Source organism: Actinocrinis sp., assembly GCF_035938995.1.
Lineage (GTDB): Bacteria > Actinomycetota > Actinomycetes > Streptomycetales > Catenulisporaceae > DASZGI01.
In genome coordinates this window covers 1-18,676 of record NZ_DASZGI010000298.1, presented here as the reverse complement: position 1 = coordinate 18,676, position 18,676 = coordinate 1, and the positions used below count along the sequence as shown (strand labels likewise).

12 protein-coding genes and 1 pseudogene are annotated in these 18,676 nt (G+C 65.5%); 5 read left to right on the top strand and 8 right to left on the bottom strand.

Features of this window, described 5'->3' with window-relative positions:
- A pseudogene (locus VGZ32_RS20645) lies at positions 1-579 on the top strand (hypothetical protein); the annotation flags it as partial.
- 441 nt (positions 580-1,020) lie between these two features.
- On the opposite strand, the gene VGZ32_RS20640 reads toward VGZ32_RS20645, so the two are convergent.
- Positions 1,021-1,152, bottom strand: a complete 132-nt coding sequence (locus tag VGZ32_RS20640; protein WP_326887762.1) for a hypothetical protein — start codon at positions 1,150-1,152, stop codon at positions 1,021-1,023.
- Between the two features lie 285 nt (positions 1,153-1,437).
- Positions 1,438-3,276 carry a TIR domain-containing protein gene (locus VGZ32_RS20635; protein WP_326887761.1) on the bottom strand — a complete coding sequence of 613 codons (1,839 nt, stop codon included), beginning with the start codon at positions 3,274-3,276 and terminating at the stop codon, positions 1,438-1,440.
- Positions 3,277-3,837: 561 nt separating this feature from the next.
- On the opposite strand from VGZ32_RS20635, the gene VGZ32_RS20630 reads away from it, so the two are divergent.
- Positions 3,838-5,409: a hypothetical protein gene (locus VGZ32_RS20630; RefSeq protein WP_326887760.1), complete on the top strand. Its 1,572-nt coding sequence runs from the start codon at positions 3,838-3,840 to the stop codon at positions 5,407-5,409.
- Between the two features lie 1,053 nt (positions 5,410-6,462).
- Here VGZ32_RS20630 and VGZ32_RS20625 read toward each other — a convergent pair.
- Positions 6,463-7,767 (bottom strand): helix-turn-helix transcriptional regulator, encoded by a 1,305-nt coding sequence (locus VGZ32_RS20625; RefSeq protein ID WP_326887759.1) that lies wholly within the window; start codon positions 7,765-7,767, stop codon positions 6,463-6,465.
- Between the two features lie 992 nt (positions 7,768-8,759).
- Here VGZ32_RS20625 and VGZ32_RS20620 point away from each other — a divergent pair.
- The gene (locus VGZ32_RS20620) at positions 8,760-9,188 is read left to right on the top strand and encodes a hypothetical protein (protein WP_326887758.1); all 429 of its coding nucleotides are present in this window, start codon (positions 8,760-8,762) and stop codon (positions 9,186-9,188) included.
- A 313-nt stretch (positions 9,189-9,501) separates the two neighbouring features.
- Positions 9,502-11,049, top strand: a complete 1,548-nt coding sequence (locus tag VGZ32_RS20615) for a site-specific integrase (RefSeq protein ID WP_326887757.1) — start codon at positions 9,502-9,504, stop codon at positions 11,047-11,049.
- 43 nt (positions 11,050-11,092) lie between these two features.
- Here VGZ32_RS20615 and VGZ32_RS20610 read toward each other — a convergent pair whose 3' ends face one another.
- Together VGZ32_RS20610 and VGZ32_RS20605 are read right to left on the bottom strand one after the other, a co-directional pair.
- Positions 11,093-11,497, bottom strand: coding sequence for a type II toxin-antitoxin system VapC family toxin (locus VGZ32_RS20610; RefSeq protein ID WP_326887756.1), 405 nt, complete (start codon positions 11,495-11,497; stop codon positions 11,093-11,095).
- A 3-nt stretch (positions 11,498-11,500) separates the two neighbouring features.
- On the bottom strand, positions 11,501-11,806 hold the full coding sequence (locus VGZ32_RS20605) for a type II toxin-antitoxin system prevent-host-death family antitoxin (protein WP_326887755.1): 306 nt from the start codon (positions 11,804-11,806) through the stop codon (positions 11,501-11,503).
- A gap of 346 nt (positions 11,807-12,152) precedes the next feature.
- Between VGZ32_RS20605 and VGZ32_RS20600 the strand changes: the two genes are divergently transcribed.
- Positions 12,153-15,623: a PIN domain-containing protein gene (locus tag VGZ32_RS20600; RefSeq protein WP_326887754.1), complete on the top strand. Its 3,471-nt coding sequence runs from the start codon at positions 12,153-12,155 to the stop codon at positions 15,621-15,623.
- A gap of 400 nt (positions 15,624-16,023) precedes the next feature.
- Here the strand turns inward: VGZ32_RS20600 and VGZ32_RS20595 are convergent, their stop codons facing one another.
- The 3 genes from VGZ32_RS20595 to VGZ32_RS20585 all read right to left on the bottom strand — a co-directional run bounded on the left by VGZ32_RS20595 (position 16,024) and on the right by VGZ32_RS20585 (position 18,495).
- Positions 16,024-16,635, bottom strand: coding sequence for a hypothetical protein (locus tag VGZ32_RS20595; protein ID WP_326887753.1), 612 nt, complete (start codon positions 16,633-16,635; stop codon positions 16,024-16,026).
- Complete coding sequence (locus VGZ32_RS20590; protein WP_326887752.1) at positions 16,590-17,429, bottom strand: hypothetical protein; 840 nt, start codon at positions 17,427-17,429, stop codon at positions 16,590-16,592. The genes VGZ32_RS20595 and VGZ32_RS20590 overlap by 46 nt, the downstream gene beginning before the upstream one ends.
- A 166-nt stretch (positions 17,430-17,595) precedes the next feature.
- On the bottom strand, positions 17,596-18,495 hold the full coding sequence (locus tag VGZ32_RS20585) for a phosphorothioated DNA-binding restriction endonuclease (protein ID WP_326887751.1): 900 nt from the start codon (positions 18,493-18,495) through the stop codon (positions 17,596-17,598).
- Between the last annotated feature and the right edge of the window lie 181 nt (positions 18,496-18,676).

Here is an 18,676-nt window from a genome sequence, read left to right as displayed (position 1 = left end):
GTTTTCACCGTGCGGCGCAAAGGTAGCCGGATTGTGCTCGGCGCCAGCTATGAGCTGCGCCTCTTCTGCGAGCAGCCCGGCAACTGGCATGCTCTGCCACGGGAGACCGGCCTGGTCACCTTCCGTCAGCAGCCAGCCTGGTTGCGACGCAGCGGACCATATCTCAGAATCCTGGTCGGCGTACTCCAGCACACACTGCCATATGTCGGCCCCGCGCTCGCTGCGGCGCACACCCTGGGCGTCGCCGCAGCGCAAGATACCCGTCAGCTCGCGGAGCTGACCGCCGATTTCCAGCTGGAGGAGGAGATCGACGGAATGCTCGCGCTCGTTGATCAGCTGCCTCTGCCGGCTGGCGGTGTCACCGACCGCGACGCCCCTGCCGCCGTTACGCTGCGCCGGGCCATCGAGATCGCAGACTTCCGCGAGCTGCGCCGCTTCCTAGAGGCGCACACGCCACCGAACCAAGACCCCTGGGGCGGCCTGCAGCCGATGGTCACACCTGAGGGGGTTGCGGTGTTCGTCTGCCGCAAGCACGCGGCGGACTATGCCTTTCCCCGCCGTTCCGATGCGTCAGTTTAGGTAATTCGGCCTGCTTGGATATCACTAATTGACCCAATCGGCTGGCTCTCGGCCTCTTTCCTGGCCGAACTACGGGACGGACCGGCACGTCTCCGTTGGGGAATCGAACCCCGGACTTACGCATACGAGGACTACGTACCCTGACATCTGTGGTCTCCACCTGCGCCTGTGTTCGCGCTGAGTGTCTCATCGCCTTCCTGGTCGCCCTTGGTCTCCCGTGATTCGTGAACAGGATGGTGAACAGTCTCCGTCAAGGCGCTGTTATACCGGGCCAGGGTTCCGCGCAGGATTCGATAATTCTGAAGTGGTCGAGGATGAGCGCAAGGTCCTGGGGCACGAAGACGAAGTTGGCGTTGATCCATTCGCCGGACGAGTGCACTCGGGTTCCATAGCGCGAGCTCGATCCCAGATGAGTAAGTTAAGCCGCAGTGGTGCGGGTAACTAGTCCTCGCTTACGTGCATAACCTGCACTCCCGCCTCATGATGCGACCTGGCGAGTAGGCCCAGGTCGGTGGACCAGGTGTGGTAGATGAAGAGCCGCTTGATGGTGGCCCCGCGCGTGAGTGCTTCCATGTTCAGCCGCTAGAAGGTTCGGGTCGAGGTTGACGGTTTGGCGCCCACGAACACCCTGTGCAGCATCGCCATCACCACCGCTCGCCCACGGGCGGAACCACTCGACCACACTCCGAGCCGAGTGTTCGGACGACCTCAAGACCCGATGAGCGGTTACTCAGCGTCCCGACCAGCGCGCCGGGCGCGCCTGTCTGACTTACAACGTACCGAAAACGGCACACCAGGTGAACTGGGCATCGAGACGGAAACGGCGCCGCCCAAAACGGACGGCGCAGTTCCGTCTGTTCAGTGAGCGAGACCGCCGAACCTGGCATGGAGTTCGACCAGCCAGTGTCGGGCATCGCCACTATGGCCGACCAAAAGTTGGTCGTTCCAGTTCCAGAGTTCACGTCCAGTGAGCATGGAGACGACGCGGCGGAAATACTGCCTGGTCGGTGTGTCGGTTAACGTGAACTGACAAGCACCGTCCTCATCGATGAGGAGAAGGTACTCATCCTGATTGCGGGTCGCTTGGGGCAAACCGCCGAGCGACGTCAGGGCTTGCGTCTGAAAATCCTCGCGGAAGATTTCGCCCACCGGCTGCTCGATGGGCAGCATGTGCAGATGTGCGTGGTCGATGCCGCAACTCGCCATCTTCGCTCGATTGCACAGCCCATGCTCGAATGAAATAACCGGAACGCCGTAGATCGCAGTCAAGTTCTGCGCGATATGTTTGCGGAAGTTTTCGAGCTCCACCAGTTCGCGGCCCGAGCATTTGGACATCGAGATCAGGTGGCGCTTCGAAACGATGAGGACGTGGCCCGGGACGAGTGGTGCGACGTCGCCTACGAGCGCAAAGGACTCCGAGGCCGTCAGGATCTCCGTCGGCAGATCCGCGCGGCTCAGTATCGACCGGACAGGGGTCGTCTCGACCTCGTGTACGACGTCGCAGAGTACGCATTCCAGGACATTGGCCGATTGATCCGTGGGTGACATGGGATCACAGAGCACCCGGCCCATGTCCGGCATGAGGATCGTCGCACAGTGGACCTGGATGCGGTTCTCCCGCATGAGCGCGCTGAATTGCCCCACTCCCGACTGATGCTGGGCCAGCGTGACGAGTTCGTTCACGACGAGGCCTTTCGAACGCATCGTCACGACACAATCGACCAGGTGTTGCCCGCTCAAGGCCACGTCGTGGAGGAGGAGCGCCCTGTCTCCGGGTTCGAAAAAACCCTCGATGGGGCTATCTCTGTTGGGGCCGAGCGGGCTCACCATGATCACCGGGAAGGGGAGACGCCGGGTTGCGGATTGCAGAATGCCCCGGGAGGCGAGTTTGGAGATCGCGAGGACCGTCGGGGCCACCTGGCCCCGCGATATGAGCTCCGCGATATACCTTGCCAGGTGACCCGAAAGGGCCTTCTCTTCATCCGAATCCGGGACGAGCTCGGTGAAGTCCAGATAAGACGTCACACTCATCGTGTGCTGATACCCAACTTTCTGCCCGGACTGAGCGCGGTTCGTGTGCTTCAAGAGCAGGTGCTCAAGCTGATCGGGAATGAGCCGCGGGAAATCATCCGGATCGACCTGTTCGCAAAGTATCCTACTCTTGATCCGAAGACGGTCGGCCGGTTTCGCTCCCTGGGCGATGCGGTGGACGAGACTTGAGATGCGAGCCCCGTCGCAGCTCGTGACGTCCAACATGTGTAGCCACGGCAATATCTGCGGCCTAAGCTCGGCCGCCTTGTAGTGGTCGGAGTCCTCTTCGCCCAGGAGCGGCGGGAAACGAAGACTGGCGACACCGTCCAAATCTGACGGGATGTTCAAATCCCCCACAGCGGCCACCGCGACCCGGGAACGCCCAAGTTGACCGGCGAACCAGCCATACTCCAAGAGGAGATTCTGGGCCGGGGCGAACGATCTCGTCCCTCGCCGGACCGTCTCATCGTCGGGAGTCATCAGAATGATCGCTCCGTCGACATTTGATGCGATGGCTACGAGAGACTCGATGAGTGTGGCGCCCAACGGAAAGGCGGTCTGGCTCCACCAGAGGACCGGGTCGGCCCCTTGCCCGGAAATCACGTCGGCTATCAACTCGGCGTAGGGTCTTCCCTCGAGGGATGACGCCACGAAGACCTTGCTCATCCGGCCTCGTTCCGGTTCGGGCAGCACTGGAGCTCGAGTGTGCGGTCAGATCAGGTCGCCATAACTTTAGTCGGCGCCGAGCTGAAATGCCGTCAGAACCACCGTCTTGCCGGAACAACTGACCACACCCGGCCGATTTTCGCCAACAGGACGCCAACCCCATTGACTAAAGCCGCCCACGCCACGCGAAGTGCCTGCGGAAGCCGGACGCACGAAGTCCTCGGTGCGAAGCGCAGCGGCACGCTTCAGGATCGTCCCCGCGGAAGGGCCTAGCGGCAAGTCCAGCTCAGGCCCGGCGACCCGTGATCGAGGTGCGCCACGATTGCGTCCGGCCTCGGCTCTGCGGCGCCAGCGGGCCATGTCCAGCGCGTCCCACACCAGCTTCGCGCGCAGGTGGACGGTGCTGGTCTGTCGAGGGTGGGAGATCGACAGTTCCGTATCGTTTGGCAGCGGAGAGACGTAATCCAGCCGTTTCGCCTGCTTTCCCTACGATCTGTCAGCCATGCACGTCAGGATAGTGGCGACCCATCTCATACCTCGAATACGGGAGGTTCGTTGCTCGTGGACGACATGACGGCCGCACGGATGCAGGAGACGTTCGGGATCAGCCGGACCGACTGGCGGCGCCTGGCCACCGGACCGGGGATGCCCGCTCCCCTGGACCCGAAGTACACCGGCGGCGAGACCAAGTGGTCCGCCTACGCCTTCGCGCGCTGGCTTGCAGCCCGCCACCCCGACCTGGCCGAGCACACGCCGTTCCTGCTTCGCCCGGCGGGCAGCCCCGCCACACGGTACCTCGGCGGCAGCTGCGCCGAGGACGACTTCCCGCACGCCCGCTTCGTCGGCCTTTGGCGCACCGGCTTCGGACGCCTGGCCATCGTCTATCCGCTCGATCAGGCCTTCGATCCCGACCAGGTCATCGAGAAGATCCCGTCCGCCGACACCATCGTCGTGGTCTGGAACGACTGGAGCATCTATGGCGTGCCGAATCTCGAGGCCGTCGACCCTGCGCGGCCCGAGCTGCCCTACTCCCCGGATTGGGTGGACGTGGCGGCCCACATCGGCACCCGGGTGCCCTGGTGGCCGCTGCATCTGCGCCGCGCGCGGGCGGTGAACGCGTGGTCCCCCGGCGATGAACCGGCCACGGTGGAACCGGTGAGCTGGCCGTCCTGGGAGCCGCTGTACGACATGGCGCTGAGCGAGGCGAAGGGAAACGCGGTGCGCACCGCTTGCTTCAGCATCGGCCACCAGATCCGCAAGGACGCGGCCGAGAACGCCGCGTGGGAGATCGCCCACATGGATGAGCTGGCCGAGTCGGGCGATCCCGGTGACTACGTCGTCAGCCAGCAGGGCGAGCGCGCCAGCATGATGATCTGCGCCTCCCCCGACCCGGACGACCCCGGCCGAGCCGAGGCGGTCGAGGACGACGAGGCGATCTGCGCCGGCGTGGTCGCACTGGGCCGACGCACCGACGACTTGGCTGTCGAGTGTCTGGGGCAGATCGCCGGGTGGACGAACAGGTACAGCCCGTTCGGTGGCTCCTTCTCCATTGTCGCCGAGAAGGCCACCCCGGCTGGCCGAGAGTGGATCGCACGCCTGCGTCACACCACGCCGACCGCGCTGCACCGCCTGGAAGGCGACCGCAGCAACACCACCGACACGCTCGTCGATCCGGTGACCGACGCACCGGTCATCGCCCGCGTCGGCCACTACATGTTCTCCCCAGCCGACGAGGTCAGCTACCTCTCCTACGCGGCGCGCCGTCTGCCTCCGGGCAGCAGGATCAAGGAGGTCATCCTCGACAACCCGATCTGGGTGCGCACCGAGGACGGCACGCTCCACCCGATGCCCACACTGGACGCGCCGGGACTGTCCTGGGGCTATCGGGGATCCGGGCCAGGCACCCTGGCCGTGATGATCGGGCGCCTGCTCGACGACGGCTCGGCCGACGCTGTGGGCTACGACGATAAGAACGCCCTCAACGGCGAACCTAAGCTCGAGGCGTTCCTACAGCGCCAGCACGAGCGCGGCACGCGCCTGTCCCGTCGGCTGCTGGAGAGTGCACGCGTGAACGGACCGGACAGGCTCGGCCTGTTCGACCGGGTCAGGTTCAGGGCGCCCGGTCCCTCCTGAACCTTCGCGCACTGGAGCCGCAGCAGGGTGCGGAACTGCTCCGCCCAGGGCGGTTCCGCACCGGCACCACCGATCCGCCGACCTGTGCTTCTGCGGTGGCACGAGAATCTCCAGACACCCGCGGACCCGACGTACCGTCCTCCCGTGTCGGATCGAGAGGCTTCTAGCTTCCGTCCCGGCCGCGCGAGCCCATCCAAAGCAATGGGCGTGCGTGTGTCTGCAAACGGCCATTTGCAGACACACCGCAGGCAGGACCCGGCATTGTGATCTCCAGCGCTAAGTGGTGCGGTTCTCGCAGTGCTATTTGGCCCGGTGCGCGTCGCCGCATGGGGATCCCTACGCGGGCCCGGTGTAGTCGCCTGCTTGCTGCAGTTGGCGATCGTAGATCTGACCCTCCGTCGCTACAACACGGATGGTCGCCGGCGATGAGCACCGTGCTGCGAGGTGCCTGCGCTCAGCGTTCAACGGGAGCGGCGAGATTGTCGAGCGAGGACGACAATCCCGCCGCGTGATCTGCAGTGTTGATTTCCGTCGGGCACATCGTCGGCCCTGATGTCGACGCGTGATCGGTCATCGACGGGGTGACCTCCCATGGGGTCGACCACGTCGGAGTCGACGGCGGACTTCCCGCGCAGCCGACACGTCCGCGTACGCCAGGACTAGTCTGTAGGACCCGCCAGGACGCGCATCGAAGTGTTCGAACCGGCCAGTCATCCGTCGGGCAGTAGCCACACGGCAAGCGCGTCGGAGTCGGTCGGCGCGACGGATACCGGTCCGGCGAGGCGCTGATGACTCGGACGGCGGTGTCAGTCCTAGTCATCGCGGGCGCGCCGGTAGCGCTCGTAGATCACGCGCGCACGCCACCAGCGCTGGCGACGGCTGACCGCAGATCACACCGCGCATTGCACGGGAAAGGTCCAACAGTCTTGTTGGACACACGGAAAGCCTGACAGGTCTCCTGGACGTGATTCGGGCTCGCAGCTCCATGATCGCCGGGATTCCGGGAATCGATCGATTCCCGGACACGCCGCCTCGGTCCGGCGGGGCGGTGCGTCAATGTGTGTCGCCCGGCCGAAGGTGCGGATCCCGGGCGGGCGGGTGGTCGTGCAGCGCCGCGTGATGCCGGAGGGCGGACGGGTTCGTGTGCGAGCTCGTCCGGGATGGTAGTGGTGTGGCTGGGGACAGCTCGTGCTCGAAGAGGATGTTGACCAGGTCCGACCGGATCCTGAGGGCCGTGTCGGCCATCTCGCCTGCGTTCAGGCATCCGATGAGTTTGACCAGGACGGGGAATTCACGCCGGCGGATCACGATGTGCACGATGTAGTCGGCTAGGCCGAGCACGTCCTCCTGCGTGCTGAGCCATCTGATCAGCGTGCTGATCGCCTCTGGTGAGGCGCCGGAGGCAACCGCTTCGGTCAGGGTGCGGCACTCCGCCGCGTAAGACCTGTCTGACAGGTCGTTGAGCAGGTAGAGGGTGTCTCGGGAGAAGTTGCGCGCCAGGTGGTTGAACAGCTGCGGGATCTGATTTGGTGCGAGGGCGCGTAGGTCGTTGATCAGCATGATGATGCGGAAGCGCGTCTCGGTGGCCAGGGCGCGCAGCAGGACGGTGCGCTCGGGTTCCAGGCGTCGTGCCTTGAGTTCGAGCAGGAGCTCGGCGAGCACGGGCGTTGGTGCGTGGCGTGCGAGCAGGCGGATGACCTCGATGGCCTCGCGGGCGCTCGATCCGGAGCGCATGATCAGAAGGTTCTCGGCGATCTCGGCAGGGGTCAGGCTGTGGGGGGACCCCACGACGTTCCGCAGCTCGTGCAGCGCCGTAGGTTCGCTGGGGTCCGCCTCCGCGTCCGCGAGCAGTACCTTGAGCAGCACGCCGAGGATTTTCGGCGATGGGGACCTGTTCTCGGACAGGATGCGGGACATGTACGAGGGGGAGACCTGCGCGCGCAGGGCGAGCTGGCGCGGCGTGAGTTTCGAGCCGGCCTTCGCGCGGGCCTCGAGCAGGTCCCGCACGAGCTGGACGGCCGTCAGTTCGCACGCCGCGTCGGGCGTTTCCTTCTCCCGGGTGTGCTCGGGTTCGGGCACTAGTTGAGCGAGCTCGCCGCCAGGGATGCGCATGGCGCGCTCGATCAAGTCGCCGGCCTTTTCGTACTTGTGGCGGACGGCATCCTCGTTCGAGTTCAGGGCGTTGCCGATCTGCTTCCACGTTGCGCCGTTGTGCTTAAGGTGGGCGACCGTCCCCTTGTCGATCAGTTGTGCGGCCTTGAGGACCGCCGGTGTGACGGCGAGCAGCCGAGCTGCGTCATCGTGCTGGCGTATCCGCCTGGTCAGCTCGCGCAGTATGGCGGTGAGTTGGTCGCACACCTTAGCGACCGCTTCGCCGTACTGGGGGCTGAATGTTGGTGCGGTCTCCGCCCCGTTCCTCCGGCGGTATGCCTTTTTACACTCCTCGCCGTGATAGATCCGGGGGCGGCCTATCGCGGTTTTCGGGGCAGTGGGCAGCGGTTTATTGCAGCCGGGGCAGAGAGGGGAGCCCGGTGACACGATCATCCATCTTCCTCTGGCATGTTTCCATGATCGGATTTTGTTTCGGCCCCCGGGGCGAGCATTTCTTCCGTTTCGTTCGATACGAAACGGAGGAGGTTTTCCTATGGCAAACGCGAAACTGTACTGCGCCCCTTACCGGTGAATGCGAAGGCGGCCGGGGTCCGACGCTGTGGTCAACCCTCGGCCGCCTTCGCCGTCAGTCCTGTCGTCGTAATCGGCAGCCGCCGGTGACCAGTGCTTTCACGAGGGCTGCGAGTGCGGTGAGCTGAGCCGCACTCGCGTGCCCGGTGATCACGAGCAGTCCGAGCAGTACCACGATGGACAGGAAGGACGTGGCACCGGTGATGCCAGAAGAGGGCGTCGGTGGCAGCGGGGTACGCCCGCCATGGTTATCCTGAAGCGGCGTCGGAGCGGGAGATGGCCTGCGACGCGCGATGGCCATGCCAGTGGTCATCACTTTTCCATTCGACAATGAGTGGTTTCACGGATTGGTCTCGACCACTAAGGCCTGGAGAAGCTGTGGGGGTCGAGACTGTCCGGCGTATCGAGCCTAGCGTTCCGTGCTGCAATCGGGCGAATTTTGAGCGGGCAGTTTTTTCCGCTTCATGTTTTGATCGCTGAGCCCTGGGAAGTCGAGGTCAGCGCCCGGCGACGAAGATTGTCTGCCGAATCTGGATACCGACCGGACGGTAACAAATGGCGGCGTCGTGAATATGTTCGACGACAAGTCGAACATTCGGCAGTGGGCTCGGCCCTACCGGCGCTGTGGCACAAATACCCACAATCCGGCCAAAGTGTGGACCTGCAGGGTGAGGCGGTTCTATCCGCGCCGCGCTCCCAATCCGCCGCACCCGGTACTGCTGCTGGCCGAGCCATGGTCGGGCATCCCGGCGCGCGGCTGCGCCACCGCCCACCGGGCCGAAGTCAACTGGACGCCGATCGCTCGCGGCCTGACTCTGCACGTTCTACGGCACTCGCATATGGTCATGCTCGACGAGTTCGGCGCCCCGGCGGTCTTGGTCGAGGAGCGGTTCAGCCACCTAAACGGCACGGTCTCGGCGCGCCACAAACACGTCAGCCAGGACATGCGCAACGAACTGCTCGACAGGCTCACACTGCTGTGGAGCAAGACGCCCGACGAGAGCCTCGCGCTCAGCCCGCGCTCCCCGGTCGCGGTGCTCGGCAAGCTCCTACTCGCCCGCGCAGCTGGCGCGGGAGCGTTCGATTCAGGGCAGTGACACGGGCCGCTGGGAGCCCTCAACCAAGATTTTTCCTCCCAGGAGCCCATCCGAGACGGTCAGTGGCCTCCACCCGTTGAGGTTGGAGGCCACTGACCTGGTGTTTCTCTGTCGGGGTGGCGGGATTTGAACCCACCACCTCTTCGTCCCGAATTATTAAAGCCCTTCTATGCGGCACCTTGCCTACCTGCGTGATTCTAGGTTAACGTGCAGGTTAAGCGGTAAATCAAGGTTCCGCCATGGTCCGTCGAGGTTCGCGAAAGTTCGCGAGGGTCTGCGGGCATTGGGCGGGCATCGAGCGAGAGGGGCGTAGATGGGCTGGACCAAGGAACGGGTCAACGACGAGGGCAAGATCCGCTACCAGGCATGCTATCGAGACCACCGTGGTCACGAACGGTCGGCAGGCACCTACAGCGCTGAGCGGCAGGCCGACAAGGCGTGGCAGCGCGCCGAAGCCAAGCTCGCGCTCGGCCGAATCGGAGATCCGAAGCGGGGCAGGCAGACCTTCCGACGCTACGTGATCGAGGAGTGGTTCCCCAACCACGTGATCGAGGCCTCGACCCGGCAGAACTACCACTACTTGATCCACGCCTATCTGCTGCCCGAGTTCGGCAAGATGCGGATGATCGACATCCTGCCGAGCCACGTGCGGGAGTGGGTCGCCCGGCTGGCGGACAAGGAGGTCGGCGCCCCGACGATCTGGCAGTGCAAGGTCATTCTCAACGCCATCTTCACGACCGCGTTCAACGACCAGATCACCGTGCTGCACGCTGGCAAGGGCGTGGCGACCCCAGCGGTGGCTAAGAAGCAGAAGGTCATCGTCACCGTCTCCCAGTTCGGCGCGATCTACGCCCAGCTCCACGAGGCGCTCTACCAACTCCTAGTCGAGACGGACATCGAGACTGGTCTGCGCTGGGGCGAACTGGTCGAGCTGCGCGTGAAAGACCTGGACCAGAAGACCGGGGATCTGACCGTGAAACGAGTCGTGGTCGAGGTCAACAGCATATTCCACCCCACCGGGGAACGCTTCCTGGTCAAGGACTACCCGAAGGACGGAGAGTGGCGCACACTGCGCCTGCCGCACCACATAGTCGAGAAGCTGATCACCTGGATCCAGCTCAAGGCTCTGGGCAAGGACGACCTGCTCTTCCCGTTCGAGCAGCCCACCGAGCCGCGCCGCATGCCCGGCCGGAGGAGCTGCCCGACCCGGCCACACTCGGGCACACCGAGCCGAACGCAAACGGCCGCACATACCCGCACGGGACGAAGAGCGCCTACACGGCGGCGAAATGCCGCTGCCAGCACTGCCGCAACGCCATTGTCCGCCTACCGCGCCGAACGTCGAGCCGGAGGCAAGGACGCGCCGCGGTCGCTACGCCTGATCAACACCGACGGGCACATCCCGCGTGACTGGTTCCGGCGCAACATCTGGAACCCCGCGATCGACCGTTCCGGAATCGACCTGCACGTCACCCCGCACGCCCTGTGCCATGCCCACGCCTCCTGGCTGCTGGCCGGCGGCGCCGATATCCAGGTGGTCAAGGACCGCCTCGGCCATGGCTCCATCATCACCACCCAGAACTACCTGCACACCCTGCCCGGAGCCGACGAGAGCGCACTGAAGGCGATGGACGCCATCCGCGGCATACGCACCACAATCCCGGCGCCCAGCGGGACGACGTTCTCGTCCGAACAGCTGGCCGAGTACGAGGCACTCAAGAAGGCGAAGGAGCAGAACCAGGCAGGTCCGGCCGTCATGGAGGTCGGCGAGGAGCAGATGGTCATCTCCGCGCAGGAGTACGCGGAGTTCGAGCAGTTGCGCAAGAAAATGGACGCGATGAAGGCCGCCTTCGCTGCTTAAGGCACGTCAACAACGCTGCGTGCGCCCTTTTGCTGGCCGAAGGTCACATGGTGCGCGGGGTGTGGACGGGGATCGCGGCGTCGTCGGCGGCTTGGGCGAGGCGGTCGTCGTAGGTGAGCAGGGCGGTCAGCTCCGGGCCGAGCAGACGGGCGGTGGCTAGGTGGATCGCGTCGAGGGAGCGCAGCAGCGGGTCGGGTTCGACCATGGCGGTGCGTACCACGTCCTCGTCGATCTGGATGTACTCGAAGGCGTCGAGCAGGCGCTGGGTGTCGGGGATCAGTGCGCGCCAGTGGCGGGCCACGGCGCGGGTCAGTTCGATTCGCAGCAGGTCGGAGCTGACCCACTCGTCGTTGCGGTGTTCGCGGTAGAACGCGAGGAACGCGTCCGCGTGCTGCTCGGCGGCCAGCAGCTTGAACGCGGCGCTGGTGTCCAGGTAGTACAGGGCCACCGGTTACCAGCACTCACTCTCGCGCTCATCCAACAGCGCGTTGGTGAGCGGGCTGGGCTCCTCGCCGGTGACCGGATGTAGGCGTTCGGGCAGGTAGCCGGGATTCTTCGCGCGGCGCAGTCGGCCTTCGGCCTCCAGGCGGGCGAGGATTGCCGGGCGCTCGGGCCGCTCGATGGGTACCAGGCGGGCGACGGGGGTGCCGTGCTCGGTGACCTCGATCGTCTCGCCACGGCGCACCCGGGCGATGACATCGCTGGTGTGGTGCCGCAGCTCGCGCAGGCCCACCGAGGGCTCCTCGAGAATCGACATGCCATCAGTGTATCACAACAATGTGTCACATTCGGTTCGTGGACTCAGACGTCTTACCGTGGCGCCCGGCAGATTCGGCGAGAGCGGCAGCGGCTGGCTCCGGGCGGACAGATGCACGCCTCTTCGTTCGGGCGATGGCGATCTGAGAGCGCAGCCGTGGGGTGAACGGAGACCGCCTCGGGGGCCTGTCCTCTGACGTCGAGGGCTGTCGGATGCGAGCCGTACGCTGGTTCGGGCGGCGCGCCCCGACTCCGGTAGTTGCGCCGTTGGTGGCACTTTATCGGCATTCACCTGGCGCCCCTCACACCGCTCGGTTTCCAGCAGTGAGCGCGCGGTGTGAGGACTGGTGGTCTTCTTGGCACGTGGCAGGCGGTCGGTCGTCATCCCGGCTGCGATTGGGGTCGGCAGCTTCGCGCTCTCCATCCTCTTCGCGTTGGACGTGAACGAGGTGAACTCGCTCAAGCGCTGGCCGGGCTGGCTTGACCTGATTAGGCGGCACCCGTTGCGGGCCGGTGCGCTTTTCCTCGCGGCCAATGGTCTTCTCGCTACGATCAACTGGTTCAGGCACCGTGGCGAACCCGACCCGGCATCGCGTGCTGACGTCCTTGAGTCGACTGAAACCATCAAGGCTCACATCGACGAATCCGTCCGGTCGCGGCTCGAACCGGGCCTGATCGATCAACTTCCGCCATTTCCGCGCGAAATCATCCTTAGCAGTGGTGATGAGCAGGAGGTGATCTGGCGGGCCGTCAAGGTGTTCGCCGATCCTGCCCTCAACCCGTACACCGTCGCTCGGGAATGGGCGATCGCTGCGCCGGATCTGGACGGTCTTCCCGCTGCTGGCCGTCTCGCTGTCGCCGAACTCTTGTACGCCTACGCGCAGGTGGGCGCTGCCCTCACACATATGCGCGCTGCTCTGCGGATGGGGGTCTCGCCGCGCACCTACTGGCTAGTTCGCGCTGCGCAGCTTGCAGCCGTCACGAGCGGTGACAATGCGCCGGAGGTCCAGGAGTTCCTCGATCAAGTAGCGTCGATCGAGCCCGCCTACCCGCTGCTGATTGCGTTGCGCTGCGTGCTTTCCAAGCAATGGCAGGCCGCCTGCGACGCCGTCGCTGAATGGGAACCCACTTCGACGTGGGAGCGCGACACGCGGGCGAACGTCCGCGCTTCCGCATTGGCACAGTTGAATCGGCTCGACGAGGCCATCGTCGTGCTCGAACACGCCACTACGCACACGCAAAGCGCGGGCCTCCTGGTGCTTCTCTCACGCATGCTGCAGGAACGATCCTTGCGTGGTGCGGGCGACAGCCGATGGGCCGATGCCCTCGCCGCCCTAGACGTCGGGTTGCGAGCTCGCAACCTGCGTCGAGCGTGGCGAGGGCCAAGCGCGGAGGCAGTAGTCGTCGCCGGTGAAGCAGCCCTGGCCGCAGGAGACGCTCAACGCGCCTGGGTGATCACACGACCCACGCCGCAGGGAGAGGCGACAGGCCAAGAGGCTGAGGATACCGGAGTGCTGGTCATCGCCGCGATCGCCGCGGTTCTCACCGGGAAAGTCGACCAAGCACGCGACCTGGCCGCCCAGACCGACGACGCGTACCAGAGGGCGCGTATCGAGGCGGAGTTCGCGAGTGCGGGAGGTGACAGTCAGACCTCGATCACGGCGTGGCGGCGTGCCTACAACGCCGCGACGACCGACGACCAAAAGCTTCAGGCGCTTGATCGCCTTGCGAAGGAGGGATTCCTCGACCAGCACGCACTCGATGCGCTCCGTGACGAACACCCGAGCGACGTCGAGGAGATTGAGTTTCTCCACGCGATCACGTCGACCACCGGCCCAGACGCAGATGAACGGCTACGCGCCTGGGAGGCACGAAGCCCGCTGGCGTCGGTGCAGCGTGCCAGCCTCATCCGGCAGGACGACCCCCGCAAGGCTGTCGAGATCCTCACAGACGCCGCCGGCCGGCACAACGATCCCCGACTGCTCCTCATGGCGATCAGTTGCTACATCGAGGCCGGAGAATGGAAGCTGGCCGAGGACCTCGCCGAGCAAACCGTCGCGGATGGCGGGAGCCTGTGGCCGGGCCGGGGGATCGTGCTGCGCCGTCTGCTGACGATCACGTGGGAGCTACGCAGCTGGCCGAAGGTGGCGCGCACCAGTCGCGCACTGCTGGAGATCGACCCCGATGACGAGGACGCCCGCTGGTTTCTGGCAATGGCCCAGTTCCACACCGGTGAGATGGAAGCGGCCTGGCACACCCTCAACCGCGCTGGCACTCTGCCTCCGGCCGCCCTCGCCGGACGCGCCTGCTACCTACTCGAACTCATGCGCAGGTTCGGCGACGCCGAACTCGTCGCCCGCACCGCGCTCGACGCGATCAAGGCCTTCCCGGGCGACCAAGACGTGCACGCGGCCGCGCTCAATGCCCTGGTCCAGGGGCCGGACCTGTCGGGCTTGGCCGAACAGGTCGGAGGCGAAATCACCGCGGCCTGGGCGAGCTTCATCGAACAGTATCCCGAGAGCCGATACTTCACCGCCTTCGCCCTACGCGAGGGCGAGAACCCTTTCGCGGATATCGAGGCGATGATGCGCGAGCACGCGGAAGGCTTCCAGAAGGTGCTCGCCGCCGTCCGCGACAATCTCCTGCCTTTGGGCATGCTCACCCGGTTCAGCGGCAAGCCCTACGCCGCGACCTTCATCTACCGGCCCCTCGGCTACCACCGCGCTGCCTCCCCTGGACCGTTGGACATCGCCCACGAGCTCACGATCGCCCGAGAGGCGCGCAGCCATGACGTCATCGTTGACGCGAGCGCGCTCTACACCCTCGCCCTCATCCCGGGCGTCGCGCCGATACTGACCGCCCAGACACACCGGCCCGCTGTTACAGACGCTGCCTTCAGCGATCTGATCGCCTCCGACGACCACTTCAACATGCCCTCGAACTGGTCTCTCGACTATGACCACGTACATCACCGCTTGATCGCCACCGAGCATTCTGCCGAGGTCGCCGACCGCCAGCGCACCCTGATCCGCAGGATGCTCGAGACCGCTCGCACTCTGCGCCGCATCACCCACCCGACGCTCCAGCACCTCACGGTGCCCGCCCCTGAACAGGAGGCCGTCTGGAGGCTGACCCTGGACGCGGCGAAAGAGACCGGAGCGATCCTGTGGAGCGACGATCTCGGCCTACGGAACATCGCCCACCAGGCCGGAGTCAAAGCCTTCGGCACCGACTCGATGCTCGCCCTCGCCCGTGGACACAACCGCATCAACGAGGAAGAGGCGGCGCAGGCCACTCGGACCCTGATCCGCGAGTACACGGTCGACCTCCCCTTCGACCTGAGCTTGCTTGAAGCTGTCGCCGCAGAGGAGAACTGGACCCCCGGCCCCGTCGCGACCGTTCTGACTAGGCCCGCCACGTGGCGTCAGACTGGCCCCGCTGAAACGCTCGTGCACCACGCCCTACGCCACGCGCCAGAAGACCAACTTCCGCAGTGGTCTCACGCAGCCATGACCGGGCTGCGCGCACAATCCTCCGAGCAGTATCGCGACAACAACACCACAGCGCTGATCACCAGAGTCCTATGCGCATCATGGAGCGGACCCCAGCACGCCGCAGCTCTGAGCACTGCACTCATCGTGGTCACTCCCGAAAACTCCGCTTCGATCATGCGGGCGTCGCTCGAGAGGACCTGGTCGCAGCTGCTCCGTACCCACGGCCAGAATGAGGCGGCCGTAGTCCTCCGCCACCTGATCAACCGCCTCGATCAAGACCTCCGCGCGCACGGCGCGGACCTGATAGCTGCATCCGCGAACTAGGCCGCTGAACGTCGTGTGCGGGCATGGCTCCTGCCCGTACACGAGCGTGGTCGGCTGCATGAACTGCGCAGAGAACGCCTCCGAGTTCTCATCGTCCGCATCGGGCGCGATCGGGGCGACGCAGCTGCACTGGATGCCGAGCGTTACCTCGCCGCGCCGGGCTGAGACGAGGCCAATCTGTTCCGTAGTTGTTCCATTGGAGGGTGGGGAGCGGCCATTGGTGATGGCAAGGGATGAGCGGTGAAAGTGCCGGTGATAGCAACTGTCCGGCGTGTTCGCCGAGGTAGCCGCTCTCCTGCCGGAAGATCACCTAAAGTTGCGAGGGCACGGACCAGGACGGCGCCTGATGATGGCTCGTCAGCTACTCGCAGGTGATCAGGACCCCGTGTTCTTCGCGGCTTCAGCTGCGCCAGCCGTACCCGTAGTTCGACTCCTCGGGACCGTAAGGGCTCCATTTGCCGAGGAACGGCTTCAGATCCTCCGGGGACGGCTCCGGGGCATCCGGCATCCTCGGTATCGACGTCAGCGGATCGATCGTCGCGGTGTACTCGGTGATCCAGTTCGCCCAGGCGAGTGTCGCGTCGTCGACCTGTTCCTCGCCGTGCTCGGCTTGCGCGATGCGATCAGCCAAGGCGTCGCAGTACTCCCGAAGCGTCGCGGCCCTGCGCCAGTTCTCGACCTGCTGGTTGAGGATCTTGGCTTTGTAGGCTGTGGCTGCCGCCGCTTTCGCACGCGTCATCGCTTTTTCCCAGTTCGCACGGCGTTCGGCCTTCGCTCGCTCCTCGTCGATCTTGCGCTGCTTCGCCTCCGCAGCCTGAGTCTCCAACTCAGGGATGATCAGGTCGAGGACGTCCTCAACCTTCCTGCGCTTGCCGTCCGGCCATTTCGTTTGACGGTTCGATACGCGGTACGACGGCACCTCAATCACGAGGGCTTCGGAGCGCTCGGGATTCTCAGAGTTCGGGCTTACCTGAGAGACACGCACCGCGAACCCATGCCCGTCGACCTCCACTCGGATGGCGCCGTCACGAGCGCGGACGCTGTCGCCGTAGTACACGCGCGCCGATCCGTAGCCACTGGCTCATCCTTAACACGGTGACCACGCCGCTGCGCTTCGGCAGCTACGGCTTGGAGGATGAGCAAGCAGCGTCTGCGTTGCAGCTTCGGCATCAGCAGCCGGCGCTCATCGTCGCGGAGCTTTGCAACGACCGGATGGCACGCTCTGAGCGTTTCGGGCACGCGGACGGTCGGCATCCCGGCTGACGGTGTGGCGGGCTTGGTGTTCGGATGTGCCCCGTCGAGAAGCATGATTGCGAGGTCCTTTCTCGACGTTATGTTCTTCTCGAGTCGCTTGCCCTCGGGGACGAAGCCGTTCCGCTTCGCGAAATCCACGACCTTGCGCCAGGTCGCGAGCTCATCCTCGGTTGGCTGGACGACCCGGAACGTGCTCTGCACAGAGAGCTTCGCCATGAGCTCCTTCGCCTGCGCCGCCCGAGCGTTGGCGATTTCCACGGTCGCGTCGGGCGCCCTGCGCTTCGAGGCAGATGGCGCCCCCGACCCGACTGAGCGCCGAGGCTGCTGCGCTTCCGCCGCTGCCTGCTCGCTCGCGATGCGCGCCCGTCCCGGGCCGGTGATCGCGGCTGTGAACACCCCGCCGCGCTTGGAGGTCTTGATCAGTCCGCGATTGCTTAGGGCGTACGCGGATGCCCGGTCGCCCAAGCTCTCGTCTCCGCTGAGGTCGTCGCCTTCCGCGACCCGCTTCAATAGCGAGAGTTGTCGCTCGTTGAGCCTCGCGCGATCGATCACCTTTCGAGGGTTGCCCGACATCTACTAGCTGGCAACAGTTGCGCTTGCATCCGCACGTCTGGGCCGGGATTTCCAGCGCCACGCCGAATGGTCCACGCCCGCGTGCTGACCTTGGATGCTCCCGAACTGTCATCAACCAGCGCGGCGCTGCGGGGCTTGCCTGCGGTCATGCGGCAGATGCTTGGCGGGCCGGGGCGCGGAAGACCTGGCGATGACGCCAGTGCAAATGCGTCTCGTGGGGCACGGGCGAGCCCGGCTGAGGCGCCGTGGCGGTCCTTCCGGTCAGCGCAAGGACGTGCTCGCGCGCCGACGGTGAGCGGCCGATGAACTCGCGGGACACCGTGATCGTTCGCTGCTGGTCCATGCCGAGCACGTCTTTGTCGAACAGTTTGTGGTGCAGCGCGCACAGGCAGATGCCGTTGTCCACGCTGTCGGGGCCGTCGAACGCCCACCAGCGCACGTGGGCAGCGTCCAGCGCGACCGCGACGCCGCCGAGCATGCCGTCGTAGCCGCAGAACGCGCACCGGTACTCGTAGGCGATCAGCACCTGCCGCCGGAACTGCGCCGACCGGCGCGCCCTGCCAGCGGTGCGCCGCAATCGCGGCAACTCCACGGCCTCCAGGTCTAGGCCTGCGGCGGCGCAGATGTCAGGATGCAGCGACGGTTCGAAGTTCGCGTCCAGTAGGGTGCGCACGAGTTGCGCGACCAGGTGCGTGTCACGATCCAGTGCGGCGACCAGATCGGGTGCGAGCCGGCCCTCCGCGCCGCTGGCACGCAGCACTCCGACGTCGGAACGCGGGCTGCCCTCCCCGTTCACCGTGCGCGCCTGCCACAGCCCATCGCTGACCAGGTGATGAAAGGGGTAGCCGGGGCTGGTCTTGCGCGGCGGCCCGAACTCGCGAAGCAGCTCCCTGAGCTGATCTTCGGCCTGCGAGAACGGGATCGGCTCATCGCCCTGCGCCTGGTACTGGCCGAGGGCGTAGAGCAGGAGCAGCGGCTTGTGCGGCGCTCGCTCGCCATCGCGGCTCCAACGCCGAAGTCGCCCGGCGCGTTCGATCCAGTCCACCGCAGCAGCGTAGATATCCACGGCGAAGCAGACCACCGATTCGCCACACGTGATACTGCAGCGTGACGGTCGGCCCTGTGCAGCCGCTCAACGATGGCAGAACGGGGCCGCCCTGCCGTGACCAAGTACCCGGCGGCCCGATTTGAACCTGAGTCCTCTTCGCGCTTCCACAGCGGCCGCA